This window comes from Pseudomonas sp. ADAK18 (assembly GCF_012935695.1).
Classification (GTDB): Bacteria; Pseudomonadota; Gammaproteobacteria; order Pseudomonadales; family Pseudomonadaceae; genus Aquipseudomonas.
On sequence record NZ_CP052859.1, the window covers coordinates 1657099 to 1679723 of the forward strand.

Here is a 22625-nt window from a genome sequence, read left to right on the forward strand (position 1 = left end):
GGCCGAGTATTTCAAACCGCCCGAAAGGGCGGTTTTTTTTGGCTGGAGTTCAGCGACGGACTATCAAACACCCGCATCTGGGGAGAGCAAGGCTTGACGCAGAAAGTTGTTGATCACCGTCTGACAGCCCGTCCCGGCGCTTTCAGCTTGTTCGCGCGCTGATGTGATCACCGCGTCATCCAGCATGATGGTGATACGTGTTTTGCCTTTGTTGCTGGCAATGGGTCCACGTTTGGCGTTACTGAAATCGTATTCGTCTTTCATTGTTCAAGCCTCTTCATACTGGCCCTGTGGCGAGGGGGCTTGCCCCCGTTGGGCTGCGGAGCAGCCCTAAAACCTGTCATCTCGGTCTCTTTGAAAGAACTCAGCGACCTTATTGGGGCTGCTTCGCAGCCCAACGGGGGCAAGCCCCCTCGCCACAGTCCATTTGCTGTCGGCTCTTTTATTGCGTCAGAAACCGCGACGCTCGATCACTGCAAACACATCACTGGCATCTTGCAGCAACACCCGGGCGACGTTGGTCAGGGTGTTGAGGTCTCGTTCGTCGGTGTCGTTGAGTGTGGTGCAGGCCAGGGTGGTGATCAGGTCAAGGGCGGCTCGCAGGCGTTCGCTGACGCAGGCGTGCAGGTCGAGCAGCGGGGCTTGGTTGTCGATTAAAAGGACGGGGGTGTCGGTGGCGATGCGGGTGAGGGGGGTGTAGCGGTCGGGCGTTGGTTGTACGGTCATGGTAAGAACTCTCTTTCAGAAAAAGAATTGCCACCGTTCGCTGCGAAACAAATGGGTGGCAGCTGTGCGCGGGTTCGCAGACCGGATAAAGAGAGCCAACCCGGCAGACCCGAAGGTCTCCCACACACAGCCGCCATAAAGTGAAACACAGACGAAATTTGTCTGTGTTGTCGTTTAGTGGTGCTGAATGCTCTCTTTGTTAAGGGCTGCGAAACCCTGCTGCTGACCGAAGCCAGCAAGCGCACGAACTATAAGCGTGAGGGCTGTTGGCTGCAACCTGAAGACGGTGTGAGAGACGTCCGATTGGCGTCACGCTGGAAATGGAATCCTAGGGGACCTTCGCCCCGACAGTCAGGACGATTTTTGCCTACCTCTAAACGTTAAATACCTGTCGTCATTGTGCGGTTCTGTGGACAATGTTTGCTGTTCCTCACCGCAGCGGACACCACCGTGAACCAACTGTTAGCCATGCGCGCCTTCGTCCGTGTCGTCGAAACCGGCTCTTTCAGTCGCGCAGCCGACCAACTGGCACTGCCACGTTCCACCGTCAGCAAGCTGATCACCGACCTGGAAAAACACCTCGGTATCCAGCTCATGCATCGCACCACCCGTGCGCTCGCCACCACCTCGGAAGGGCTGGAGTACTACCACCATGCGATGCGTCTGGTGGTCGAACTCGATGCTGTGGACACTGCCGTGCGCGGTAAAAAGCTCAAGCCCGGTGGCCATCTGCGGGTGGATGCACCGGCGTCCTTCGCCAATTGCCTGCTGATCCCGGCGCTGGTGGATTTTCATCGCGAGTATCCGGATATCACCATTGCCCTGGGCATCAGTGATCGTGCGGTGAATATCGTAGGGGAGGGTGTGGACTGCGTGATTCGTGCGGGCAAACTCGATGATATGGCGATGATTGGTCGCAAGGTCACCGACCTTGAATACCTGACCTGCGCAGCGCCCAGCTACTTGGAGCGCATGGGTATGCCTGTCTCTCCGGAGGATCTTGAAAACAACCATCTGCGGACCGGTTACTTCTTTGCCGGGTCGGGCAAGCCGGAACCGTTGATTTTCGAGAATGGAACGACTCGGTATGAAGTGGGCAACTGCGCCTTTTCCACCAACGAAGGCAACGGCCTTAAAGAAATGCTGCTGGCGGGTCTGGGCGTCGGGCAGCACTTCACGTCGATTGTTCAGTATTACGTGGACGCGGGGCAGTTAGTTCCGGTGTTGCAAGACTGGACGCGACCTGCCACGCCGCTGCACATCATTTATCCACCTAACCGCCATCAGAACGCCCGGCTGAAGGTGTTTATCGACTGGGTAATCCAGACTTTCGGCGTCAGGGAATAATCGCTGTCACGCGGATTTCCACGCGCATTGTCGGCAGCCCCAGGGCTTCGACGCCAACTTGTGTCCAGATGGGCGCGTGGTTGGGCATGTAATGGCGGTACCACTTGACCATGGCCTCGTTGACCTCGGGAGGGAAGCCGCCGACATGGTACGAGTTGACGTGGATGACATGCTCCCAGCCGGTACCGGCGGTGGCCAAGGTGCGCTCCAGGTTGTGGAAGGCCTGGGCGATCTCGTCGTCGAGGGAGTGTGGAATCTGAAACGCATCATCCCAGCCGCCCTGGCCTGAGGTTTCCACGCGATTACCGACTTTTACCGCTTGGGCGTAGTGCAGGTGTTCGCGCATGTAGTCGCCGTAGCCGGGGGTGATGAAAAATTCGGGCTTGTTCATGCTATTCCTCTGTTCAGTTGAATACCCGATGGATGCTAATGGAGTAGAAAGCTGAACAAAATCCACAATTCATGGCATGACTATCCATCTGTGTGGACAGTCTGGTCGGTCAGTTTTCACAATTCCCCCATGCGCCCTTTGCTACTATCGCCTCCCCACCGTCACCAGGAGTCACCGCCCCATGCAACACCAGTGGGATGAAATGCACCGCACCCGCAAGCCTACGTTCGTGCTGTGTGGCGAGCCCCAAGGGGAAGTGCTCAATCTCTATGTTCACGGCTACTCGGCGTTCTTCAATCAGCAACAGCTGGGCAACTTCACCGAACAACTGGCGAGCATCGAAGGTTCGACCAACTTGATGCTGTTCTGGCCGGCGGGGCATTTTCTGGAGAACCTGTTTGCACCGTTCAAGGATGTGATCGCCTCGATGCTCGGTGGCGGCACCCTGGGCGCGGCGACTATCGGGTTGGGCAAGGCGATTGCCTACTTTCTCGACCACTACAAAAGTGTCGAGGCCCGGGTCGATGAGGTGGCGACAGGTCTGCTGCCTGAGTTGGCCAATTATCTGCACCGCGAATCCATCAACGTTCGACGGATCAACCTGATCGGCCATTCCCTGGGCGCCCGGATTCTGGTCAAGAGCCTGCTGGCACACCCCGAAACAGCCCGTGAACTGCCGTTGAATAACCTGCTGCTGATGGGCGGCGCGATTTGTACCTCCAGCCCCTGGGACCAGGTCTCGGCGCCCCTCAAGGGCCGGGTGATCAATTGCCATTCCAGCAAGGACTGGGCGCTGGCGCTCAAGCCTGACACCGAGCGTTGCATCGGGCGCTATGCGATCCCTGTGACGCCGGCGCTCAAAGCCAAGGTGGCCAATGTGCACTTGGCCACGTTTGACCACGCCGCCTACTGGCCGCAGTTGAAGACGGTGGTGCAGTACACCGACCTGTTGCAGGAGCGTCGCGGCATGATCCGTGCCGATCAGCGCAGCAGTGAGGTGCGCTTTGCCGAGGACGATGTCGACCTGTTCCCGTTGCTTGCGCAGGCGCGGCCGGAAGAGTTGAAGTTCCTCGCCGAGTTGATGGCGCAAAAGCGCAGTGCGACGATCGACGCCACGGTGCGCGAGCCGTTGAAACTGGCCGTGGAACTGCAGCGCATGGGCGGTGACACCTTCATGAACCTGGCGCGCGGCCATGGCGTCAGCTACCGCGAAATGGCCCAGGATGTGGCGCAGCGGGTGGGGATCAAGTTTGATGAACCTATCGAAACGGTCGCGCTGGCGGACATCGAAGCCCAGGTCGCCGAGACGCTGATTGAGCAGTACAAGGACAAACTCAGCCAGGCCGACCGGCAAGTGTTCGAGGCAGAGCTCAAGGCCGCTGCGCAAAAGGAACAGGGTTTTTTCAATCGCTTCGATGTGGGTCGCTCCGCCACAACGGCGCTAAGCGGTACTGCACTGGCTGGGTTGACCGGCTTTATCCTGCGCCGTGGTGCCGCCACAGCGATCCCGGTGGTGGGCCAGGCGCTGGCGGCGGCGATGTTGCTGGTCACCGGTGTACGGGCCTTTTCCGGGCCGGCGTATTCCATCACCACCTTGGCGGTGTTGGTGATCGGGGTGATTCGCGAGCGCATGGAACGTGAGGCGCTGAATCAGGAAATGGACCTGGTGGTGAAAGTCGTCGAGGCGTTTGATTTGCCTCGGGAGACGGTGATGCGCACGGTCGCGTCCGACTGATAAGCTGCGGCCTTGTCTTGTGTGTTTGCCGGGTACCCGCGTGAAATTCAACCTGCCGAAAGTCGCTACTGCCCCGTTCTGCCCACCGGAAGTGGCCGGCACTATTGTCGTCGACCCCAGGGCTTCGTTTTTCAAGCGGGTCTTCGCATTTGCCGGGCCCGGCCTGTTGGTTTCCATCGGCTACATGGACCCGGGCAACTGGGCCACGGCCATCGAGGCCGGCTCACGCTACGGCTACAACCTGCTATTCGTGGTGCTGCTGGCTAGCCTCGCGGGGATGGCGGTGCAGTGCCTGTGCTCGCGGTTGGGCATCGCCACCGGCAAGGACCTGGCGCAACTGAGCCGCGAGCGCTACAGCAAGCGTGCGTCGTTCACCCAGTGGATATTGGCGGAAATCTCGATCATTGCCACTGACCTGGCCGAAGTCCTCGGGTGTGCCCTGGCGTTCCACTTGCTGCTGGGGGTGTCGCTGACCACCGGGATTGTCATTACCGCCTTCGATACGCTGCTGATCCTGGCCCTGCAAAATCGCGGTTTTCGTCGGCTGGAAGCGATCATGCTGGCGCTGGTGGCGACCATCGGCGTGTGTTTTTTTGTCGAGCTGGTGTTGATCAAACCTTACTGGCCGGACGTGTTCCGGGGGTTCACGCCGTCGTTGTCGGCCATCAGTGACGCTGCGCCGTTGTACCTGGCTATCGGGATTCTCGGTGCGACGGTGATGCCGCATAACCTGTACCTACACACCTCTATCGTGCAAACCCGGTTGTTCGGCAAGGACTTGGCCAGCCGCCAGGACGCGGTCAAGCTGGCGCGGATCGACACCATCGGCTCCCTGGCCCTGGCGTTGCTGGTCAATGCAGCGATCCTGATCCTGGCCGCCGCAGCCTTCCACCAGACCGGTCACACCGAGGTGGTGGAAATCCAGGACGCCTACCACCTGTTGGACCCGCTGGTGGGTGGCGCCTTCGCCAGTGTGCTGTTCGGCGTGGCGTTGCTGGCGTCCGGGCAGAGTTCCACGTTCACCGGCACCATTGCCGGGCAGGTGATCATGGAGGGCTACCTCAACCTGCGGATTCCCTGCTGGCAACGGCGCCTGATCACCCGTGGCCTGGCGCTGATCCCGGCGTTTCTCGGGGTGTGGCTGATGGGGGACAGCGCCATCGGCAAATTGCTGATCCTCAGCCAAGTGGTACTCAGCCTGCAGCTACCGTTTGCGTTGTATCCATTGATTCGTATGACCGGCGATAAAAAACTCATGGGGCCGTTCGTCAATCGCCTGCCGACGCGGCTATTGGCCTGGAGCCTGTTTGCCGTGATCAGCGCAGCGAATGCCTGGCTGATCGGGCAGTGGTTGTTTTGAGTCAGCGATCCCAGTACGGCACCGGCCCGAAGCATTCGACGAAGTAGTCGATCACCGTGCGTACCTTTAACGACAACCGTCGGCTGCCGGGCCACAGCGCGGCGATTTGCTGTGGTTCCAGGGTTGTCGCCACTTCATAGTCCGTCAGCACCGCCTGTAACGTCCCGGCACGCAGGCTTTCGCCGATCAGCCACGACGGAAACACCACCAACCCCAGCCCTTGCTCGGCGGCGTGGGTGAGGGTATCGGCGTGGTTGCCGGTGATCGGGCCTTTGACGCTGTAGGGCGTCCAGTCGCTCTGGCCGCGACGGAAAAACCAGCGTTGCTGGCCGGTCACACCTTTGTAGGCCAGGCATTGGTGGTTCACCAGATTATCGGGATGTTGGGGCGTGCCGAACTTCGCCAGGTAAGCTGGGCTGGCAGCGATGCGGAACCGTTGGGGGGCAAAGATGCGCGCCTGCATACCGGAGTCGTTGAGCACGCCGATGCGAAACAGCAGGTCGGTGCCGTCTTGCAGCGGGTCGACATAGGTGTCGGTTTGCTGGATATCCAATTGCAACTTGGGATAGCGCCTGCACAACTCGCCCAGCCAGGGTGATAGATGACGCTGGCCAAACACCATGGGTGCATTGATCCGTACCAGGCCGCTGGGCTCGCTGTCCTGCTCCTGCAAGGCTTGGCCGGCCGCTTCCAGCTGTTCGAGCATCAAGCGCGCGTGCTGACCCAGCAGGCGACCGGCTTCGGTGGGGCTGACGGCGCGGGTGTGGCGATACAACAATTGTTGGCTCAAGGCTTGTTCCATCAACTGGATCTGCCGGGAGATGGAGGAGGGAGCCAAGCCTTCACGACGGGCGACTTCGGAAAAACTGCCGTAGTCCAGCACTGCGACAAACAGGCGAAGTGTCTTAAAACTCAACTCGTTCAAGCCCTGCATGATGACTCCGTGCTGTGCGTAATGCGCAAAGGTGTTGTCTGTATGCTCCCATTTATCGCATAGCTCGGCCACCCGATAATGCACGCCATGTTTATTCTCTGACACGCAGGTGGTGTATGCAGGTTTCAACTCTTGATGGTGTGGGTGCGGCTTCGGCCAAGCCCAAGACGGTGCTGCGCTTGTTGTTATTGCCGCTGGTGATTTTCGCCGGCATGGGGTTGTCGGTGGAGGCCGGCTTGCTGGGGCCTCTGGGTGTGCAGGTCGGGCACTTGTGGGCGACCTTGAGTATCTTCGGCGTCGGCTCGGCGATTCTGTTTTTGCTGTTGCTGTTCAGCGGCCGGCAAAAAGGCCCGGCGCTGACTGACCTGCCGCGCTGGCAGTTGATCGGCGGTTTCCTGGGGCCGATGTACGTGGTGGTACTGACCCTGGCCACGCCGCATATCGGCATTGCCATGACCATGATCGCGATCCTCTCCGGCCAGGTGGGCAAGAGCGTGTTGATCGACCATTTCGGCTGGTTCGACACGGTGCGTAAACGGGTCAATGGAGAGCGCTGGATGGCGTTGGCGTTGATTGTGGTTGCACTGGTTTTGATAGCGCGAGGTTGAGGCGATGAATCTGATTCTGTTGTTGGTGTTGGTGGTAGCCGCTGGTGCGGTATTGAGTGTGCAGGCGGCGATCAATGGGCGTCTGGGGCAAACAGTGGGCGTGCTGCGCAGCAGTCTGCTGACCTTTGTGGTGGGCGCGATCAGTACCGGCCTGCTGATTGTGTTTTTTGAGCCGGCCCATGTTGTCAGCCTGCTCGATGTGCCGAAGTGGCAACTGACCGGCGCGTTGTTCGGGGTGGTGTACATGATGGTTATGGTGGGTGCGGTGCCGATTGTCGGCACGGCCGTGGCGACGGTGGCGGTGATCGTCGGGCAGTTGGGCATGGGCATGTTGATCGATAACTTCGGATGGCTCGGCAACCCGGCCATCGAGCTGTCCGGCAGCCGGATTGTCGCGATGCTCTGCCTGGCGTTGGCCCTGGTGTTCATGTACCGCAGCAGCGCACGCGCGGACTAATGCCTTTGAACCCTGGGCTCAGGCCCGGAGTCACTGCTTAAGGTGTCGGTGTTCGCCGCTACCTGGACGACCACGAAAAAGGAGTCTGATCATGCAACAGCAAACCTGTGCTTGCCCACACTGCAATTGCCTGGTGGGAAACAACGCGGTGATGAAAGACGGCAAGAGTTATTGCTGCCAGGGCTGCGCCGATCACCATGCCCATGGTGAACCGTGCGCTTCGTCGGCTGGATGCGAGTGCGCCAAGTCAGCCCACGGCTAGCGTGAACGGATTGTAAGAGCGAGCAGGCTCGCTCTTACAGCTGCCCATCCGAGCGGCGCCATTGCACATTTTCGATGCCGAACTGTTGAGCCTGGAGCGGGCTGGTCTTCTTCACCTGCTCTCGGGCAAACCGGCCGATTCGGCCCACACCGGCATCGCAGCTTGCCCAATGCCAGGCTTCGGGCGTGTCGAGTTTTTCCAGGCGGATGATGAAAGACTTGGGTTGGCCGTGCAGCGTGTAGTCGATGACGAAAAGCTTTGCGTTGTTCATGGATCCGTTGACCCTCCTTGTGTCTTTAAGTGATCCCGTGGCGTTGTAAAAATTCACTCGGATTGTCGGCCGTTGATCATTAACATGGCGGTTCCAGCCTTGAGTGATGTGCCGTCCATGGCCCTTGCCGCACCTCCCGACCTCAGCGATCACGGCGTCCCCGTTCAGCCTCTGGCGCGCACGTACCCGCGTGGGCTGTATGTGGAGCCTCATCAGCATGACTGGGGCCAGTTGCTCTACGCCATGAGCGGGGTGATGTGGGTCGAGACACCGCGGGAAGCGCTGGTGGTGCCGCCACAGCGGGCGGTGTGGCTGCCGCCGGGTGTGGAGCACGCGATTCGCGTGGTCTCGGACTTGCAGATGCGCAATATCTATTTGCGCCCGGCCCTGGCGGCGACGTTGGACAGCCAGGTGCAGGTGATCGAGGTCGGCGGCCTGTTGCGCGAATTGATCGTGACGCTGGTGGAGCAGGGCGACCGCTTTGATGCCTACTACGACGCCGTCGTGGGCCTGGCCCTGCTGGAACTGCAGCGCGCCCGGCGCTCGGCCATCCGCATCGCCTTGCCTGAAGGTGCCGACCGACGTTTGCTGAATGCCTGCCAGGCGGTGATGGCGGCGCCCTCCCTGGACATTCCCTTCGAGCAGCACGCCGAAATGGCCGGCGCCAGCGTGCGCACCCTGGCGCGTCTGTTTCAGATCAGCCTGGGTATGGGCTTTGCTGAATGGCGTCGACAGGTGCAACTGGCCACCGCCGTGGCCGAGTTGATCCAGGGCCAGTCGGTCAGCGGTATCGCCCGTTCCCTGGGCTATTCCCCCAGCAGTTTCAGCGACATGTTTCGCCGCGAACTGGGCATGGCGCCGTCGCAATACCGCACCTGAGGCAGCGTTTTCCCGTAGTGAGCCACCCCACCCCGTAGATACCGTCTTGAACCTCACCCGGCAAGACCCCGTAGCAGCTGTCGAGCGCCAGCGAGGCTGCGTAAGGAGCACCTTGATGCCAGTGATTGTCGATGGCAGCGGTATGGCCTACGCAGCCTCGCTGGCGCTCGACAGCTGCGGGGGGCGTGCTTTCCCGGTGAGGTTCAAGATGGTGTTTTTAGAGGGTTGGCCGAAATCCTGAAGTACTTGGCCGATTGTGTCGGCCGCTCCTCCCTAAACTGACCGCATCGACTACCGCTGCGGAGTGCCCCATGAGTTACCTGATTTCCCTGGCCATCGGCCTGTTTGTCGGCGTGCTTTACGGTGCCCTGGACTTTCGCTCGCCTGCGCCGCCGGCCATTGCCCTGGTTGGGCTGATGGGCATGCTCATGGGTGAAAAGCTCTGGCCCATGGGCCGACAATTGATCAGCGGCTGGTTGTCCTGAACTTTTCTGACTTTCAAGGAATATTTGCCACATGAAAGCACTGCAATTTTCCGCCACTGGCGATCTCGCTGCCCTGGACTACGTCGAGGTGCCCACACCGGTGCCGGCTGCCGGTGAGGTTTTGGTACAGGTCAAAGCCGCCGGGTTGAACCCCAGCGATGTCAAGAATGTGCTCGGACGTTTCCCCTACACCACGTTGCCGCGTATTCCCGGTCGTGATTTTGCCGGCGTGGTGGTGGAAGGCCCGCAGGACCTGCTGGGCCAGGAAGTCTGGGGCACCGGTCGTGACCTGGGTTTCTTCGCTGACGGTTCCCACAGCCAGTACCTCACGGTGTCGGCCAAGGGCGTGGCCCACAAGCCCAGTCATCTGAGCTTTGCCCAGGCGGCCAGCCTTGGTGTGCCGTACACCACGGCTTGGGATGCCCTAGAGCGTAGCGGGGTAGGCAAGGGCACGCGGTTACTGGTGATAGGAGCCAATGGTGCGGTGGGCAGTGCGGCCCTGGCCCTGGCGAAAATTCGTGGAGCGCAGGTGCTGGCGGCGGTGCGTCGCCCCGAGCAGGTCGAGGCGTTGAGGGCTCAAGGCTTTGACGCGATTGCCTTGGACAAGCCTGAAGACTTGGCGGCGCAGGTGAGCGCGGTATTGGGCGGCGCTGATGTGATCTTCGACACCACCGGTTTCTGGCTGCCAGCGGCGGTTTCGGCCCTGGCGCCCTTTGGTCGCATCGCGATCATAGCCGCTCCGGTGGACGGCCATGTGCAACTGCCCGCCCTGGCGTTGTACCGCAAGGGTGGCTCGGTGGTGGGGATCAATTCGTTGCTCTACAACAGCGAGGCCTGTGCGCTGATGCTGGAGCAGTTCGGGCGATTCTTCGATGAAGGGTTGTTGCCATTGCCGACGGGCTTGCGGGAGGTGCCGCTGGCGCAAGGGGTGAAGTGCTACGAGGAAGTGAATCGGGGCAGTGCGGACAAGATTATCTTCCTGCCTTGACACGGTCAGTGTGGGAGCGGGCTTGCTCGCGAATGCGGTGTACCAGCCGACATATTCGTCGATTGACACTACGCATTCGCGAGCAAGCCCGCTCCCACATTTGATCTCTGGTGCCGGGAGGTTAGGCCTCAGGAACCCCTTTCTCCCACGCCGACCAGTTCTTCAGAATCGCCTGCACCAACGGGTTACCCGTGCGGTACAGGTTCTCCAGCGCCGGCACAAAACCGCCCTGGTCCGCATATTTCAGCAGGTTGTCCACTTCGCTGTAACCCGGGTATGGCCGATCAAAATCAGACCCGGCACGCACCACGGCCAGGCGCTGCATATCCACCAGGCCTTCACGGCTGGCTCGCAGCAGCGCTTCATAGGTGGAGTTGTCTTCCTGCTGGGTGGTGCAGTACTCGCCTTTATTATCCGTCAGCAGTTTGGTCCAGACTTCGGCGCGCTCGCTCAGGCGCGTCCCGGAGAACCAGGTGTTGCCCGCCACGGTGTCGCACTGGGTGACCTGGGGTGGCTGGTTGGCTGGGGCATTCGGATAATGCTTGCGCCACGCCGTGGATTCCTTGCTTTCACTGAGTTCGACCTTGTGCGACAGGGCAAAGGCCTTGGCTTGCAGTTTCGGGTTCAGCTCGAAGACTTCAGTCTTGTAGTCCAGCGGTGGTTTTTCATTCGGGCCCTTGGTGTTGATGCCGATGTAACCGGTCGGCCAATCCTTGGGTGCGTCCCGGGAATCCAGCTCCCATTGCGTACCGAACTCCACCAGGTAATGGGCCCACGCGGCCGTGCCGATGGTGCCGTGTTTCGGGCTGATCCCGGCAATCCCGGCGATCAGGAAGTAGCTCTGGCGCAGGTCGAACTTGGGCGACAATGCCAGGGCCAGGGTGGAAGCGGCGGCGTTGGTTTGGCCCATGCCGGTTACCAGCAGGCACACGTCCTGGGTGTTGCAGCGGATCACTGGATATTCAGCGGACAAGCCCGGTACGCGGACTTCCTGCTTGAGTTCCAGGCGATCAATCCAGTTCTGCGCCTCGGGGGCGAACATGGTGATCAGCACCACTTTGGGTTTGATCGGTGCCGGGGTATTGGCCAGCACTGCCTGGGGCAACAGCGAACCCACGGCCAGGCCGATGGCGATTGAAAGGCGGGCAAACGTAGTCATCCATTTCTCCTTTATCAAGTAAACGCACACTCAGAATTGATAGCCCACACCGGCGTAGTAACCCCAGCCATTGGACCGGGCGCGGAAATTACCGTCGCCGAAATTCAGCTCACTGCCGTCTTCCCAGTTGCCGCCGTTGTGGAAGTAACGACCCACCAGGGTGAAGCGCAGGTGAGTGAAGGAATACAACAGCACGTTGGTTGCAACCAGGGAGTTGGCGGTACGCGCCGGGTTGTCCTTGTGCAAGTCCGAACCGAAATCGTAGTTGGTAAAACCGATATAGGTGAGCGACGCGCCGTTATCAAAGCTGCTGATGGGCACGATGTACTTCATTTGTGCGCGGTAGCCGTCCCAGGAATATTCGTTGCTGGCGCCGTAGTTTTCCCACTGGTAGCGCCCATAGAAGTTGGCCGACAGGTTGACCCGCGAGTGGGTTTCGATGTCAGTGCCCAGGCCGCTGTAGAGGGTGTTGGCGCGGTTGGCCTTGTTGCTGCCGTGGTCGTAGATCCAGTCGAAGGCGACGTACCATTCCTTGAACGGCCCGATGGCCAGGCTGCGGCCGGCCAGGTAGTCGATGGAGATACGTGGCTCGTGCTCCATGAACACCGGTGAACCGTGGTCCCAGGCGCCTTTGTCATTGGCGTTACCGATGCCGAAGATCTTCGGTATGTCGATGTAGCCATAGAGCTCGAAGGGCCCTTTGCGGCCGAAGTATTCGTACTCCAGATAAACGTCGTCAGCAGGTTTTGGGCCGAAGCTGATGTCTTTGCTGCCAATGACCGTCAGGTCCTGGTTGAACCAGTCCGACAGGTAAACGCCTTTTTTCGCTGGACTGGCTTCCGGGGCCAGGGTTTCGCCCTGTGCTGAATCATCAACGGGCGCTTGCTGCCCAAAACTGGGCGCGCTGAGTACTCCCGTAACGGCAGCCAGTAGCAAGGAAACACCCAAAGTGGTGGTCGACGTGGGGCGTCTGGAGGTTGATTGCATTGAAAATCCCTGTTCGTACGCGGTTTGGACCCGATTCACCGGGTGTGGGGTGAACATGTCGCCAGTTGGCGGTCAAGTTCGATTCGCAAACGTTTGCACAGGCTGTACCAACTTTTGTCAATTGCTTGAAGTGGATAGAAAAATGTCGAATTAGCCGACCTTTTGGTCAGAAACGTGAGTGCCCGCTTATGGCATCCTGTCGGGCAATGAACAGAGAGCCCTCGGATGTTTGAGCACTATTTACAACGCTGGAATCTGACGACGGACGGCGATGCCATCATCACTCCTGGCAGTCACCTGCTGCCGGTGCGCTGGCAAGGTCTGCCTGCGATGCTGAAAATCGCCCATACACCTGAAGAAAAACTCGGCGGCTTGCTGATGAGCTGGTGGGCGGGTGAGGGCGCAGCGCGGGTTTTCGCCCATGACGGCAATGCACTGGTGATGGAGCGCGCCACTGGGACGGGTTCCTTGAGGCAGATGGCCCTCAATGGCCAGGACGACGAAGCCAGCCGTATCGCCTGCGCCACCGTCGCCCGGTTGCATGCGCCGAGGCCGTCACCGCCGCCAGGGTTGTTTTCCCTGGAGCGGTGGTTTGAGTCGCTATGGACTGCCGCTGAGCACGAAGGCGGGCTGTTGCTCGACTGTGCAGCGACGGCGCGCACGCTATTGGCTTCACCGCAGGACATCGTGGTGCTGCACGGCGATGTGCACCACGACAACATCCTCGACTTCGGCCCGCAGGGCTGGCTGGCCATCGACCCGAAGCGGGTGATGGGCGAACGGGGCTACGACTACGCCAATTTGATCTGCAACCCGGACTTGCCCACCTGCGCTGATCCGGCGCGTTTCAGCCGGCAGGTCGAGGTCATTACAGAGGCCGCCGGACTGACACGCCAGCGTCTGCTGCAATGGGTTGTGGCCCACGCCGGGTTGTCAGCCGCCTGGTTTCTGGAGGATGGCGAACGGGAACGGGCCGATGTCGAGCTGGACGTGGCACGCTTGGCTCAATGCGCCTTGGTAAACGGCAACGCCTGATCGCCATTGCGATGAAACAGGTACAGCGCGGTTTCGCGTCGATATTCGCTGGGCGTCTGGTGCATCTCGATACGAAAGTGCCGATTGAAGTTGGAGAGGTTAGCGTAGCCCACTTCAAAGCAGATATCGGCCACCGACATTTCGGTCTGCAATAACAGCCGGCAGGCGCGCTGCACCCTGAACTTGCGCATCAGATCAATAAAGCCGTGGCCGGTGACCCGTTTGAAAAAACGCGAGAAGCCTGGCTCGCTCATCTTCAAGCGCTGGGCGATCACCGACAGGCGCACATCGCCGGTCAGCTCTGTCATCAGGTAGTCGAAAGCCTTGTGGATGCGCTCGGAACTGCGGGCATCCAGGGTCGGCGTGTAGCAAGCGCTGGCCAGTGCATGAGACTCCTGTGACGGTGCCTGGACCAGGGTTTGTAGCAACTGCATAAACAGAATCAGACGGTCGAGCCCTTGCGCCGGCCCGATGGCCTCAAGCAGTTCTGCCGCGCGAGTAGCCGTCTCACCGGTAAATTCCAGGCCACGCCGTGCCCGTTCAAACAGCCCTTGCAGATCCCCCAACTCCGGCAGCGTGCCACGTAGTGCCAGCAGCGCCGCACCATCGAATTGCAGCACCACATCACGTCCTGTCAGATATTCATCGGGCGCTAGGTCGCCAATCCAGTCATGGGGCAGGTCGGGGCCGATCAGCGCCACATGGCCGGCGCCAAACGCACCAATATAGTCACCCGCCACCAACTTGCCGCTGCCTTGGCGGATCAGGTGGATCTCGAATTCAGGGTGGTGATTCCAGCGGGCGAGGTCGTAGGGATAGTCGTGTTCATACCAGCGAAAGCCATGTTCGGCTTCAGGCAGAATCACTTCCAGCTCGGCAGGACGTTGCTCGAACAGGGCGGTGCGGCTGTCAGGCATGGATATGGCCCTTATGGGGTCTTGGAATAGCACCAAAATACGCTCTTTGGGCAAGCGGTGGCTACTCCAGGTTTTACCCGCCACTGATACTTTTTTGATCCATGTTCGTCCGGTTAAAAAAGTACCAGAACAGCATCCGCCACGCGTTTGTCCGAGCCTTTCCGAGCTGCTGTAATCGAGCCGTCAAAAATAAAAACAATAGCTCCCGTTGCCCACGGCGCGGGGTGGAGAGCAGCATGATCAAGATCCCGAAAGCGCTTTTACTGATCACGGGTCTGTCAGTGGCCATGACCAGCCACGCAGCAGACACCGTCACCATCGCCACGGTCAACAACAGCGACATGATCCGCATGCAGCGGCTCTCCAAGGTGTTCGAACAGCAGCATCCCGAGGTGAAACTCAACTGGGTGGTGCTGGAAGAGAACGTCCTTCGCCAACGCCTGACCACCGACATCGCCACCCAGGGCGGTCAGTTCGACGTACTGACCATCGGCACCTATGAAACCCCGCTATGGGCCGCCAAGCACTGGTTGGAGCCGCTGACCCAACTGCCTCCCGAGTACGACGTTGACGATATCTTCCCGTCGGTACGCCAGGGCTTGTCGGTCAATAACACCCTCTACGCCTTGCCGTTCTATGGCGAAAGCACCGTGACTTATTACCGCACCGACCTGTTCCAGCAAGCCGGCCTGAGCATGCCGGAACATCCCACCTGGACCCAGCTCGGCGAGTTCGCCGCCAAACTGCACGCCCCGGCAAAAGACCAGTACGGCATGTGCTTGCGGGGCAAGGCGGGGTGGGGTGAGAACACTGCGTTGCTGAGCACCATGGCCAATGCCTTTGGCGCGCGCTGGTTCGACGAGCAATGGAAGCCGCAGCTCACCAGTCCCGAGTGGACTGCCGCGGCAAATTTCTACGTTGATACCCTCAAGAAGTACGGTCCACCCGGCGTATCGAGCAACGGTTTCAACGAAACCCTGGCGCTGTTCAACAGCGGCAAGTGTGCGATCTGGGTGGATGCCAGCGTCGCCGGCTCCTTCACCACCGACACCACCCAAAGCAAGGTTGCCGATCGTGTTGGCTTTGTCGCGGCGCCCACCGAAGTAACCGACAAGGGTTCGTCCTGGCTGTACGCATGGTCCTTGGCGATACCCGCCACTTCCAAGCATAAAGACGCGGCGAAGGCCTTTATCACCTGGGCCACGTCCAAGGACTACATCCAGTTGGTGGCTGACAAGGAAGGCATCACCAACGTACCGCCGGGCACCCGCCAGTCGACATACAACGAGGCGTACTTGAAGGCCGCACCGTTTGCCAAAGTCACCTTGCAGATGATGCAGCACGCTGACCCGGCGCATCCCTCCGCGCAGCCGGTGCCGTACGTGGGCATCCAGTACGTGACCATTCCCGAGTTCCAGGCTATCGGCACCTCCGTGGGCAAGCTGTTCTCGGCCGCGCTTACCGGCGGGATGACTGTCGACCAGGCTCTGGCCCAGGCGCAGTCCACCACCGAGCGCGAGATGAAACGCGCCGGATATCCGAAGTAATCACTTTTCAAGACGGATGAACATTCAATGAAACGACTGGAAGGTAAAAGCGCACTGATCACTGGGTCCGCCCGTGGCATCGGTCGAACCTTTGCCCAGGCCTATATTGCCGAGGGCGCGACCGTGGCCATCGCCGATATCAACCTGCAGCGCGCCCAGGCCACGGCGGCGGAGCTGGGCCCGATGGCTTACGCGGTAGAGATGGACGTCACGGACCAAGCCTCCATCGACGCCTCCATTGCGGCGGTGGTGGCCCAGACCGGCAAGCTCGACATCCTGGTCAACAATGCCGCGCTGTTCGACCTGGCACCTATCGTCGACATCACCCGGGAAAGCTTCGACCGCCTGTTCTCCATCAACGTCGCCGGTACGCTGTTCACCCTGCAGTCCGCCGCGCGGCAGATGATCCAGCAGGGCCACGGCGGCAAGATCATCAACATGGCCAGCCAGGCCGGGCGCCGGGGCGAGGCGCTGGTGGCGGTATACTGCGCGAGCAAGGCGGCGGTGATCAGCCTGACCCAATCCGCCGGGCTGAACCTGATCAAGCAGGGGATCAACGTGAACGCCATCGCCCCCGGCGTGGTGGATGGCGAACATTGGGACGGGGTGGATGCGCTGTTCGCCAGGCACGAAGGTTTACCGTTGGGCGAGAAGAAAAAACGCGTAGGGGCCGAGGTGCCGTTTGGGCGGATGGGCACGGCGGAAGACCTCACCGGCATGGCGATTTTCCTCGCCTCCAAGGACGCCGATTACGTGGTGGCGCAGACCTATAACGTGGATGGTGGGAACTGGATGAACTGAGCCGGTGCCCACTTATTCAGAAAAGCTGCGATCAAAGAAATAAATCTCCCCAGGCTTCAGGTTCTCCACCGTCGCCTGGGGCCTGCCGCCATCGCCATGCTTTTTGCGCCCTGTTTCCCGCAAATACCCCGCCTCAGTCAGCTTCAGCAAGCGCTGGCGAATGCTGGTCTTGAGCACTGGCCTTGCCAGCACCAACGAGAAAATCGTGGTGGCTTCCGGCGCACTGAATTCACTCCCCAAAAACAGCAGCGGCAAGTTGCTGTACAGCGACTTGGAAAACAGCCGCTCCAGCACTGCGGCGACGATGACGTTGTGATCGAAGGGCAGCTTGATGCTGCCATTGGCCACGTCCTTGAGGGAGAACCAGGCCTGATGTGCGCCTAGCGGCGATTCTTGATCAACGATCGCCAGATAGTAGGTGGATGACGACCAGCAGCGTGGGTCGCGGAAGGCATCGCCAACGGTGCCCACTTGCTCGCTCCAGACCAGGGGCAGGCCGACCTTGTCACTGGCGCGCAAGCGCTCCACCGCATCCTTGAGGCTCAGATCTTGCACCCCGCCGTTCACCACCACTCCTGGCAGCGCCCAATGCCCGACGAAGGGATCGGCTTCACGCTGATTCAGCAGCAGCTTCAATTCCCCCGAGACACGGCAATAAAACAGTACGCACAGGTCGACGGTGTGAAGGTAGGCACTAAGGGGCATGTGAAGTCCTTGTAAACAGGGTAGGGCACAGTCTAACGGATCAGGCGGCTATGTCATGTACTTGACTCAGCATAGATAACTAAATGTTTCTTGCAGTTAAAGTACATGACGTGTACTTTTATTTCCATGACAGAGGAGAACTCGAAAATGACCATCTCGAAAAACACCATCGCCTCATTCGACGTCGACCCACAAAAGAGCTTCACGCCACTGTGCCCCAATGAGTTACCGGTGGCGGGCGGTGACCAGATTGGCGCCGAGCTCAACTACATGGCCAGCCTCGCCAGCCACCGGGTCGGCAGCAAGGACGCCCACGCCCCGCAGGCGCCCTGGGTGGTCAAGCAACACAGCGAGATGCTGCAACCTACCGGCCTGGCACACGCCGACCTCACCTGGGTCAGCCACTGCGTGCCGGGTACCGAAGGCTTCACCTTGCTGGACGAATTGCCAGCGCCCTATGACTACGACTACTTCATCTGGAAGGGTGTCGAGCCCGACCTGCACCCCTACGGCGCCTGCTACCACGACCTGCACGACAAGCTGTCCACCGGCGTCATCGAGTACCTGAACGCCCAGGGCATCACCCGTGTTTTGGTCGGCGGCCTGGCCCTGGACTACTGCGTCAAGACCACTGCGCTGCAACTGCTCAAGGCCGGCTTTGAAGTGATTCTGCACTTGCCGGCCTGCCGAGGCATCAGCGAGGAGGGTGGGGTGCAGGCCGTCAACCACCTGCTGCAAGCCGGCGCTGCCATCAGCAGCACCCGGGAAGAACTGGCCGCATTGGCCACGCGTTAAGGAGAAGCCCATGGAAAGTGCATTCGACTATGAAAACGGTGTGATCCAGGGCCTGCTGGACACCGACTACTACACCTTCACCATGATGCAGGCTGTGTTGCACCAGCACCCTAATGTGGATGTGGAATACCAGTTCATCGTGCGCGCCAAGGAGAAACTCGGGCACCTGATTCCCGAGCTGCGCCTGGAGCTTGAGAAGCTCGCCGACCTGCACATGCGCGAAGGTGAATTGCGCTTTCTGTTCAACAAGCGTTTTCGTGAGTACCTGACCCCGGATTTCGAGCAATTCCTCGGCCTGTTCCGCTTCAACCTGCGCTATATCCATGTCAGTGAAGTCGATGGCCAACTGAGCATCCGGGTGATCGGCCCGATGCTGCACTGCATCATGTTCGAACAGCCGGTATTGGCCCTGGTCAGTGAGTTGCGCAACCGCGACAAGTACCCGGACGTGACCCTGGAAGACGTGACTCGCAAGCTCTACCAGAAGTTTGATTGGCTGGAGAAAAACCTCAGTCAGGAGGAGTTGGCCGATCTGCGAGTCTCGGACTTTTCCACCCGGCGCCGGTTGTCGTTCAAGGCCCAGCGGGAAGTGGTCAACATCATGGCCCGCGACTTCCCCGGCAAGTTTATCGGCACCAGCAACGCCCACCTGGCCTACGAATTCGACTTGCCGCTGATCGGCACCATGGCCCACCAATGGCTGATGGTGCACCAGCAACTGGGGCGGTTACGCGAGAGCCAAAACGCGGCGCTGGAAAACTGGGTGCGCGAATACCGTGGGCGTCTGGGGATTGCCCTGACCGATTGCATCAGCACCGACTTTTTCCTCAAGGATTTCGACCTGTACTTCGCCAAGCTGTATGACGGGCTGCGCCAGGATTCCGGTGACCCCATCGTCTGGGCCGACAAGGTCCTGGCCCGCTACCAGGAGCTGGGCATTGATCCGATGACCAAGGACCTGATGTTCTCCGACGGCCTGAACTTCGAGAAATGCCTGCCGATCCTGCGGCACGTGCGTGGCAAGGCCAAGTTCGGGTTCGGCATGGGCACCAGCCTGGCGTGTGATGTCGACGGTGTGGAGCCGTTGAGCATCGTCATGAAGCTGGTGCGGGTGCACGGCGAGCCGGTGGTGAAATTCTCCGATGACCCGATCAAGAATGTCTGCGAAGACGCCTCGTTTTTGCAGTACGCGGCGCAGGTGTTCAACGTGGGTAACGTCAATCCGAAGCTGGGGGTGTGACATGGAAACTCAGGCGCGTATTGCCCGGGAACTGAATATCAACCGGATGCTGGTCAAAGGGGGAGAGGGCGAGGAACTGCAACGGCGCATAGCCTTCATCAAGAGCACCTTGCGCCAGTCGGGCTGCAAGGCCCTGGTGCTGGGGATCAGCGGCGGCGTTGATTCACTGGCGGCCGGGCGCTTGTGCCAGCGGGCGGTGGAGCAACTGCGCCGTGAAGACTACGACGCCCGCTTTATCGCCATGCGCTTGCCTTACAAGACCCAGGCTGATGAACGCGATGCCCAGGCGTCACTGGACTTTATCGCGCCGGACTTGATCGAAACCTTGAACATCGCCGCCTGTGTCGATGGGCTGATGGGCAGCCTGACTACCGCCAATGTCAGTGCCGAGCGTATCGACTTTATCAAGGGCAACGTCAAGGCCCGGGCGCGGATGATGGCTCAGTATGCGGTGGCCAATTTGCACAATGGATTGGTGGTGGGCACTGATCATGGTGCTGAAGCGTTGATGGGCTTTTTTACCAAGTTTGGTGATGGTGCTTGCGATCTGGCGCCGTTGTCGGGGCTGACTAAAACACAGGTTCGGTTGCTGGCGGCGGCGCTCGGTGGGCCGGCGCAGTTGGTGGCTAAACCGCCGACGGCTGATCTTGAGGAACTGGCGCCAGGCAAGCTGGACGAGCTGGCGTATGGGTGCAGTTATGACGAGATTGACGCGTACCTGATGGGCGAGGTGGTGAGTGAGCGAGTGAGGGGGGTTGTTGAAAGTGCCTACCTGAAGACGGCTCACAAGCGAGCGTTGCCCATCACACCGACTTGAAATGATACAGACCTGACAATGAGGTCAAATGTGGGAGCTGGCTTGCCTGCGATAGCCATGGGTATCTACACATTTCTTGAATTCCCCGAAAGCCCTGCAACCGCCATCGCAGGCAACCAGCTCCCACATTGGATTGATATTGGCTTATAGATCGTGCGCAGGCCCCGTCAGCACCTGCCTGAACGTCTCCACCAACGGCCTCAAATTGATCCGATGCCACGCCGCCCACAACGGTGTGGTGTAGGTCAGCCAGGGCAGCTCCCGCAAGACCACCCCCGGCGGTGCGTTCCGGCTCAAACCCTTCTGCACCATCGCCACTCCCAACCCCGACGCTACCAGCCCTAATGCAGTAAACGGCTCACTGGCTTCCATCGGCATCTGCGGCGTGAAGCCGGCGCGGATGCAGGCGGCGACGAAATCGTCAGCGGTCCCGGGTTTGCGCTGTACGCCGATCCATTGCTGGTCGGCCAGGTGCTGCGGCAGCAGTTCGGCCTGGCTGGCCAAAGGGTGATGCTCTGGCAAGGCCAGCAGCATTGGGTCGTCGAGCACCTGGAAGGACAACAGGTCCGGATCATCGGCCGCTGGCGGCTCACCGACCAGGGCGATATCCAGGCTACGTTGACGCAGGCCTTCCAATTGCTCGCCGGAGGGCAGGTTGTACAACGCGATATGCACGTTGGGCCGTGCCTCGCGCAGCACTTTCAGGGCATTGGGCAGCACACCGGCATGCATGGCGTTTTCAATGTAACCGATGCACAAGCCACCTTCTTCACCTCGGCCCAGGCGACGCCCTAAAGACTCCAGCCGGTTGGCGTGGGTGAGCAGCGCCTTGGTTTCTGCGAGAAAGGTCTGGCCATCCCGCGTCAGGCGAATGCGCTGTTGGCTGCGTTCGAACAGGGTCAGGCCCAGGCGTTCTTCCAACTGGGCAATCTGCCGGCTCAAAGGTGACTGGGAGATGTGCAACCGTTCGGCGGCGCGCCCCACGTGTTCTTCTTCGGCGACTACAACGAAGTAGCGCAGTTGGCGGAAATCAATCATGTAAGGCCTATGCTTCAGACGTAAAAGGACTCAAGTAGGTCGCAGTATGTCTTGGACGGTCTGATCGAAGCAATCTAGGATCTGCTCAACGGTCACACAACGACCTTGAACCTTTTGAGGATCCAATCATGAGTTTGAAAGACAAACTGCCCGGCGTACTGGGTTTTGGCACCGCCCCCTTGGGCAACATGTTCCGCGCCATTCCCGAGGAAGAAGCCCAGGCCACCGTCGAGGCGGCGTGGAACCAGGGCGTGCGTTACTTCGACACCGCACCGTTCTACGGTTCTGGCCTGTCGGAGTTGCGTCTGGGCCAGGCCCTGTCGAAATACAACCGCGATGACTACGTGCTCAGCACCAAGGTCGGTCGGCTGATTCTCGACGAAGTGGAAGAAAGCGCCCGGGACCTGGGTGAGAAAAGCGGCGTGTTCGAACACGGTCGCCCCAACAAAATGCTCAATGATTACAGCGCCGACGCCACCTTGCGCTCCATCGAAGACAGCCTAAAGCGCCTGCAAACCGACCGCCTGGACATTGTCTGGATCCACGACATCGCTCAGGACTTCTACGGCGACCAATGGCTGGAGTACTTCAACCAGGCCCGCACCGGCGCGTTCAAAGTGCTGACCCGCCTGCGTGAAGAAGGTGTCATTAAGGCCTGGGGCCTGGGGGTTAACCGTGTTGAACCCTGCGAACTGACCCTGGACCTGACCGAAGCCCAGCCCGACGGCTTCCTGTTGGCCGGTCGCTACACGTTGCTGGACCATGAGCGCGCCCTGCAACGCCTGATGGATGCGGCCTTGGCCCAGAACGTCGAGATCGTGGTCGGTGGCCCTTACAGTTCGGGGATCCTGGCCGGAGGTGAGCATTTCGAATACCAGAAAGCCAGCCCGGCGATCATCAACAAAGTCGAGCAGATCAAGGCCATCGCCCAGGCCCACGGCGTCGATGTGAAAGCCGCTGCGCTGCAATTCTCCCTGGCCCATCCGGCCGTGGCTGCGGTGATTCCCGGTGCCAGTCGTCCGGGGCGTCTTGCCGAAGACGTCGCAGCGTTGTCAGTAAAGATTCCAGCCGCCTTTTGGCAGGCCCTGCGTGACGCCCGATTGATTTCGGCCCGTGCGCCATTGCCCCTCTAATCACAGGA

The 22625-nt window shown here is 60.1% G+C and carries 26 protein-coding genes and 1 pseudogene; 17 read left to right on the forward strand and 10 right to left on the reverse strand.

Annotated elements, in window-relative coordinates; all coding sequences use genetic code 11:
- Window positions 1–69: 69 nt before the first annotated feature.
- A pseudogene (locus HKK55_RS07395) lies at window positions 70–264 on the reverse strand (hypothetical protein); the annotation flags it as partial.
- Window positions 265–450: 186 nt separating this feature from the next.
- Complete coding sequence (locus HKK55_RS07400) at window positions 451–726, reverse strand: fructose-bisphosphate aldolase (protein ID WP_169354048.1); 276 nt, start codon at window positions 724–726, stop codon at window positions 451–453.
- Window positions 727–1176: 450 nt separating this feature from the next.
- On the opposite strand from HKK55_RS07400, the gene HKK55_RS07405 reads away from it, so the two are divergent.
- On the forward strand, window positions 1177–2073 hold the full coding sequence (locus HKK55_RS07405) for a LysR family transcriptional regulator (RefSeq protein ID WP_237151323.1): 897 nt from the start codon (window positions 1177–1179) through the stop codon (window positions 2071–2073).
- Here HKK55_RS07405 and HKK55_RS07410 read toward each other — a convergent pair.
- Window positions 2063–2464: a RidA family protein gene (locus HKK55_RS07410; RefSeq protein ID WP_169354049.1), complete on the reverse strand. Its 402-nt coding sequence runs from the start codon at window positions 2462–2464 to the stop codon at window positions 2063–2065. The genes HKK55_RS07405 and HKK55_RS07410 overlap by 11 nt on opposite strands.
- A 181-nt stretch (window positions 2465–2645) precedes the next feature.
- On the opposite strand from HKK55_RS07410, the gene HKK55_RS07415 reads away from it, so the two are divergent.
- On the forward strand, window positions 2646–4199 hold the full coding sequence (locus HKK55_RS07415) for a DUF726 domain-containing protein (protein ID WP_169354050.1): 1554 nt from the start codon (window positions 2646–2648) through the stop codon (window positions 4197–4199).
- A gap of 40 nt (window positions 4200–4239) precedes the next feature.
- A complete protein-coding gene (locus HKK55_RS07420; protein ID WP_169354051.1) occupies window positions 4240–5559 on the forward strand; it encodes an Nramp family divalent metal transporter in 1320 nt (439 codons plus the stop codon).
- Window position 5560: 1 nt separating this feature from the next.
- Here the strand turns inward: HKK55_RS07420 and HKK55_RS07425 are convergent, their stop codons facing one another.
- Window positions 5561–6493, reverse strand: coding sequence for a LysR family transcriptional regulator (locus HKK55_RS07425; RefSeq protein ID WP_169354052.1), 933 nt, complete (start codon window positions 6491–6493; stop codon window positions 5561–5563).
- A 116-nt stretch (window positions 6494–6609) separates the two neighbouring features.
- Between HKK55_RS07425 and HKK55_RS07430 the strand changes: the two genes are divergently transcribed.
- From HKK55_RS07430 to HKK55_RS07440, 3 genes are all read left to right on the forward strand, one after another.
- A complete protein-coding gene (locus HKK55_RS07430) occupies window positions 6610–7101 on the forward strand; it encodes a DMT family transporter (protein ID WP_169354053.1) in 492 nt (163 codons plus the stop codon).
- A gap of 4 nt (window positions 7102–7105) precedes the next feature.
- Entirely contained in the window at window positions 7106–7558 is a 453-nt protein-coding gene (locus tag HKK55_RS07435) for a DMT family transporter (RefSeq protein ID WP_169354054.1), read from the forward strand.
- Between the two features lie 91 nt (window positions 7559–7649).
- Window positions 7650–7820 (forward strand): metallothionein, encoded by a 171-nt coding sequence (locus HKK55_RS07440; RefSeq protein WP_169354055.1) that lies wholly within the window; start codon window positions 7650–7652, stop codon window positions 7818–7820.
- A gap of 34 nt (window positions 7821–7854) precedes the next feature.
- Here HKK55_RS07440 and HKK55_RS07445 read toward each other — a convergent pair whose 3' ends face one another.
- Window positions 7855–8091, reverse strand: coding sequence for a DUF6555 family protein (locus HKK55_RS07445; protein WP_169354056.1), 237 nt, complete (start codon window positions 8089–8091; stop codon window positions 7855–7857).
- Window positions 8092–8208: 117 nt separating this feature from the next.
- Here HKK55_RS07445 and HKK55_RS07450 point away from each other — a divergent pair, with 117 nt between their 5' ends.
- The 4 genes from HKK55_RS07450 (at window position 8209) to HKK55_RS07460 (ending at window position 10443) form a co-directional block, all read left to right on the forward strand.
- Window positions 8209–8970 (forward strand): helix-turn-helix domain-containing protein, encoded by a 762-nt coding sequence (locus tag HKK55_RS07450; protein WP_169357802.1) that lies wholly within the window; start codon window positions 8209–8211, stop codon window positions 8968–8970.
- A gap of 115 nt (window positions 8971–9085) precedes the next feature.
- Window positions 9086–9211, forward strand: coding sequence for a hypothetical protein (locus HKK55_RS29400; protein ID WP_272902584.1), 126 nt, complete (start codon window positions 9086–9088; stop codon window positions 9209–9211).
- A gap of 70 nt (window positions 9212–9281) precedes the next feature.
- Window positions 9282–9455 carry a DUF1427 family protein gene (locus HKK55_RS07455; RefSeq protein ID WP_155585875.1) on the forward strand — a complete coding sequence of 58 codons (174 nt, stop codon included), beginning with the start codon at window positions 9282–9284 and terminating at the stop codon, window positions 9453–9455.
- Window positions 9456–9486: 31 nt separating this feature from the next.
- The gene (locus HKK55_RS07460; protein ID WP_169354057.1) at window positions 9487–10443 is read left to right on the forward strand and encodes a zinc-binding alcohol dehydrogenase family protein; all 957 of its coding nucleotides are present in this window, start codon (window positions 9487–9489) and stop codon (window positions 10441–10443) included.
- Window positions 10444–10564: 121 nt separating this feature from the next.
- Here HKK55_RS07460 and HKK55_RS07465 read toward each other — a convergent pair whose 3' ends face one another.
- Both HKK55_RS07465 and HKK55_RS07470 read right to left on the reverse strand, forming a co-directional pair.
- Window positions 10565–11602 (reverse strand): purine nucleoside permease, encoded by a 1038-nt coding sequence (locus HKK55_RS07465; RefSeq protein WP_169354058.1) that lies wholly within the window; start codon window positions 11600–11602, stop codon window positions 10565–10567.
- A gap of 30 nt (window positions 11603–11632) precedes the next feature.
- Window positions 11633–12589, reverse strand: coding sequence for a nucleoside-specific channel-forming protein Tsx (locus HKK55_RS07470; RefSeq protein WP_169354059.1), 957 nt, complete (start codon window positions 12587–12589; stop codon window positions 11633–11635).
- A gap of 225 nt (window positions 12590–12814) precedes the next feature.
- Here HKK55_RS07470 and HKK55_RS07475 point away from each other — a divergent pair, with 225 nt between their 5' ends.
- Entirely contained in the window at window positions 12815–13624 is an 810-nt protein-coding gene (locus HKK55_RS07475; protein ID WP_169354060.1) for an aminoglycoside phosphotransferase family protein, read from the forward strand.
- Here HKK55_RS07475 and HKK55_RS07480 read toward each other — a convergent pair.
- On the reverse strand, window positions 13594–14541 hold the full coding sequence (locus HKK55_RS07480; protein WP_169354061.1) for an AraC family transcriptional regulator: 948 nt from the start codon (window positions 14539–14541) through the stop codon (window positions 13594–13596). The genes HKK55_RS07475 and HKK55_RS07480 overlap by 31 nt on opposite strands.
- Before the next feature lie 236 nt (window positions 14542–14777).
- Between HKK55_RS07480 and HKK55_RS07485 the strand changes: the two genes are divergently transcribed.
- A complete protein-coding gene (locus tag HKK55_RS07485) occupies window positions 14778–16088 on the forward strand; it encodes a sugar ABC transporter substrate-binding protein (RefSeq protein WP_169354062.1) in 1311 nt (436 codons plus the stop codon).
- Window positions 16089–16115: 27 nt separating this feature from the next.
- On the forward strand, window positions 16116–16889 hold the full coding sequence (locus HKK55_RS07490) for an L-iditol 2-dehydrogenase (RefSeq protein WP_169354063.1): 774 nt from the start codon (window positions 16116–16118) through the stop codon (window positions 16887–16889).
- Between the two features lie 12 nt (window positions 16890–16901).
- Here HKK55_RS07490 and HKK55_RS07495 read toward each other — a convergent pair whose 3' ends face one another.
- Window positions 16902–17594: an NUDIX hydrolase gene (locus tag HKK55_RS07495; protein ID WP_169354064.1), complete on the reverse strand. Its 693-nt coding sequence runs from the start codon at window positions 17592–17594 to the stop codon at window positions 16902–16904.
- A gap of 147 nt (window positions 17595–17741) precedes the next feature.
- Here HKK55_RS07495 and HKK55_RS07500 point away from each other — a divergent pair, with 147 nt between their 5' ends.
- From HKK55_RS07500 to nadE, 3 genes are read left to right on the forward strand one after another with little or no spacing between them, the layout of a single operon-like run.
- Window positions 17742–18389, forward strand: a complete 648-nt coding sequence (locus HKK55_RS07500) for a nicotinamidase (RefSeq protein WP_169354065.1) — start codon at window positions 17742–17744, stop codon at window positions 18387–18389.
- Window positions 18390–18399: 10 nt separating this feature from the next.
- Complete coding sequence (gene pncB / locus HKK55_RS07505) at window positions 18400–19629, forward strand: nicotinate phosphoribosyltransferase (RefSeq protein WP_169354066.1); 1230 nt, start codon at window positions 18400–18402, stop codon at window positions 19627–19629.
- A gap of 1 nt (window position 19630) precedes the next feature.
- A complete protein-coding gene (gene nadE / locus HKK55_RS07510) occupies window positions 19631–20446 on the forward strand; it encodes an ammonia-dependent NAD(+) synthetase (RefSeq protein WP_169354067.1) in 816 nt (271 codons plus the stop codon).
- A gap of 144 nt (window positions 20447–20590) precedes the next feature.
- Here the strand turns inward: nadE and HKK55_RS07515 are convergent, their stop codons facing one another.
- Complete coding sequence (locus HKK55_RS07515) at window positions 20591–21484, reverse strand: LysR substrate-binding domain-containing protein (protein ID WP_169354068.1); 894 nt, start codon at window positions 21482–21484, stop codon at window positions 20591–20593.
- 128 nt (window positions 21485–21612) lie between these two features.
- On the opposite strand from HKK55_RS07515, the gene HKK55_RS07520 reads away from it, so the two are divergent.
- On the forward strand, window positions 21613–22617 hold the full coding sequence (locus tag HKK55_RS07520) for an aldo/keto reductase (RefSeq protein ID WP_169354069.1): 1005 nt from the start codon (window positions 21613–21615) through the stop codon (window positions 22615–22617).
- Window positions 22618–22625: the final 8 nt, after the last annotated feature.

Excerpts from the sequence above, each read along its gene's own strand:
- HKK55_RS07400 (WP_169354048.1), bottom strand. The coding sequence starts at position 726 with ATGACCGTACAACCAACGCCCGACCGCTACACCCCCCTCACCCGCATC.
- HKK55_RS07410 (WP_169354049.1), bottom strand. The coding sequence starts at position 2,464 with ATGAACAAGCCCGAATTTTTCATCACCCCCGGCTACGGCGACTACATG.
- HKK55_RS07415 (WP_169354050.1), top strand. The coding sequence starts at position 2,646 with ATGCAACACCAGTGGGATGAAATGCACCGCACCCGCAAGCCTACGTTC.
- HKK55_RS07425 (WP_169354052.1), bottom strand. The coding sequence starts at position 6,493 with ATGCAGGGCTTGAACGAGTTGAGTTTTAAGACACTTCGCCTGTTTGTC.
- HKK55_RS07430 (WP_169354053.1), top strand. The coding sequence starts at position 6,610 with ATGCAGGTTTCAACTCTTGATGGTGTGGGTGCGGCTTCGGCCAAGCCC.
- HKK55_RS07435 (WP_169354054.1), top strand. The coding sequence starts at position 7,106 with ATGAATCTGATTCTGTTGTTGGTGTTGGTGGTAGCCGCTGGTGCGGTA.
- HKK55_RS07440 (WP_169354055.1), top strand. The coding sequence starts at position 7,650 with ATGCAACAGCAAACCTGTGCTTGCCCACACTGCAATTGCCTGGTGGGA.
- HKK55_RS07445 (WP_169354056.1), bottom strand. The coding sequence starts at position 8,091 with ATGAACAACGCAAAGCTTTTCGTCATCGACTACACGCTGCACGGCCAA.
- HKK55_RS07450 (WP_169357802.1), top strand. The coding sequence starts at position 8,209 with ATGGCCCTTGCCGCACCTCCCGACCTCAGCGATCACGGCGTCCCCGTT.
- HKK55_RS29400 (WP_272902584.1), top strand. The coding sequence starts at position 9,086 with ATGCCAGTGATTGTCGATGGCAGCGGTATGGCCTACGCAGCCTCGCTG.
- HKK55_RS07455 (WP_155585875.1), top strand. The coding sequence starts at position 9,282 with ATGAGTTACCTGATTTCCCTGGCCATCGGCCTGTTTGTCGGCGTGCTT.
- HKK55_RS07460 (WP_169354057.1), top strand. The coding sequence starts at position 9,487 with ATGAAAGCACTGCAATTTTCCGCCACTGGCGATCTCGCTGCCCTGGAC.
- HKK55_RS07465 (WP_169354058.1), bottom strand. The coding sequence starts at position 11,602 with ATGACTACGTTTGCCCGCCTTTCAATCGCCATCGGCCTGGCCGTGGGT.
- HKK55_RS07470 (WP_169354059.1), bottom strand. The coding sequence starts at position 12,589 with ATGCAATCAACCTCCAGACGCCCCACGTCGACCACCACTTTGGGTGTT.
- HKK55_RS07475 (WP_169354060.1), top strand. The coding sequence starts at position 12,815 with ATGTTTGAGCACTATTTACAACGCTGGAATCTGACGACGGACGGCGAT.
- HKK55_RS07480 (WP_169354061.1), bottom strand. The coding sequence starts at position 14,541 with ATGCCTGACAGCCGCACCGCCCTGTTCGAGCAACGTCCTGCCGAGCTG.
- HKK55_RS07485 (WP_169354062.1), top strand. The coding sequence starts at position 14,778 with ATGATCAAGATCCCGAAAGCGCTTTTACTGATCACGGGTCTGTCAGTG.
- HKK55_RS07490 (WP_169354063.1), top strand. The coding sequence starts at position 16,116 with ATGAAACGACTGGAAGGTAAAAGCGCACTGATCACTGGGTCCGCCCGT.
- HKK55_RS07495 (WP_169354064.1), bottom strand. The coding sequence starts at position 17,594 with ATGCCCCTTAGTGCCTACCTTCACACCGTCGACCTGTGCGTACTGTTT.
- HKK55_RS07500 (WP_169354065.1), top strand. The coding sequence starts at position 17,742 with ATGACCATCTCGAAAAACACCATCGCCTCATTCGACGTCGACCCACAA.
- pncB (WP_169354066.1), top strand. The coding sequence starts at position 18,400 with ATGGAAAGTGCATTCGACTATGAAAACGGTGTGATCCAGGGCCTGCTG.
- nadE (WP_169354067.1), top strand. The coding sequence starts at position 19,631 with ATGGAAACTCAGGCGCGTATTGCCCGGGAACTGAATATCAACCGGATG.
- HKK55_RS07515 (WP_169354068.1), bottom strand. The coding sequence starts at position 21,484 with ATGATTGATTTCCGCCAACTGCGCTACTTCGTTGTAGTCGCCGAAGAA.
- HKK55_RS07520 (WP_169354069.1), top strand. The coding sequence starts at position 21,613 with ATGAGTTTGAAAGACAAACTGCCCGGCGTACTGGGTTTTGGCACCGCC.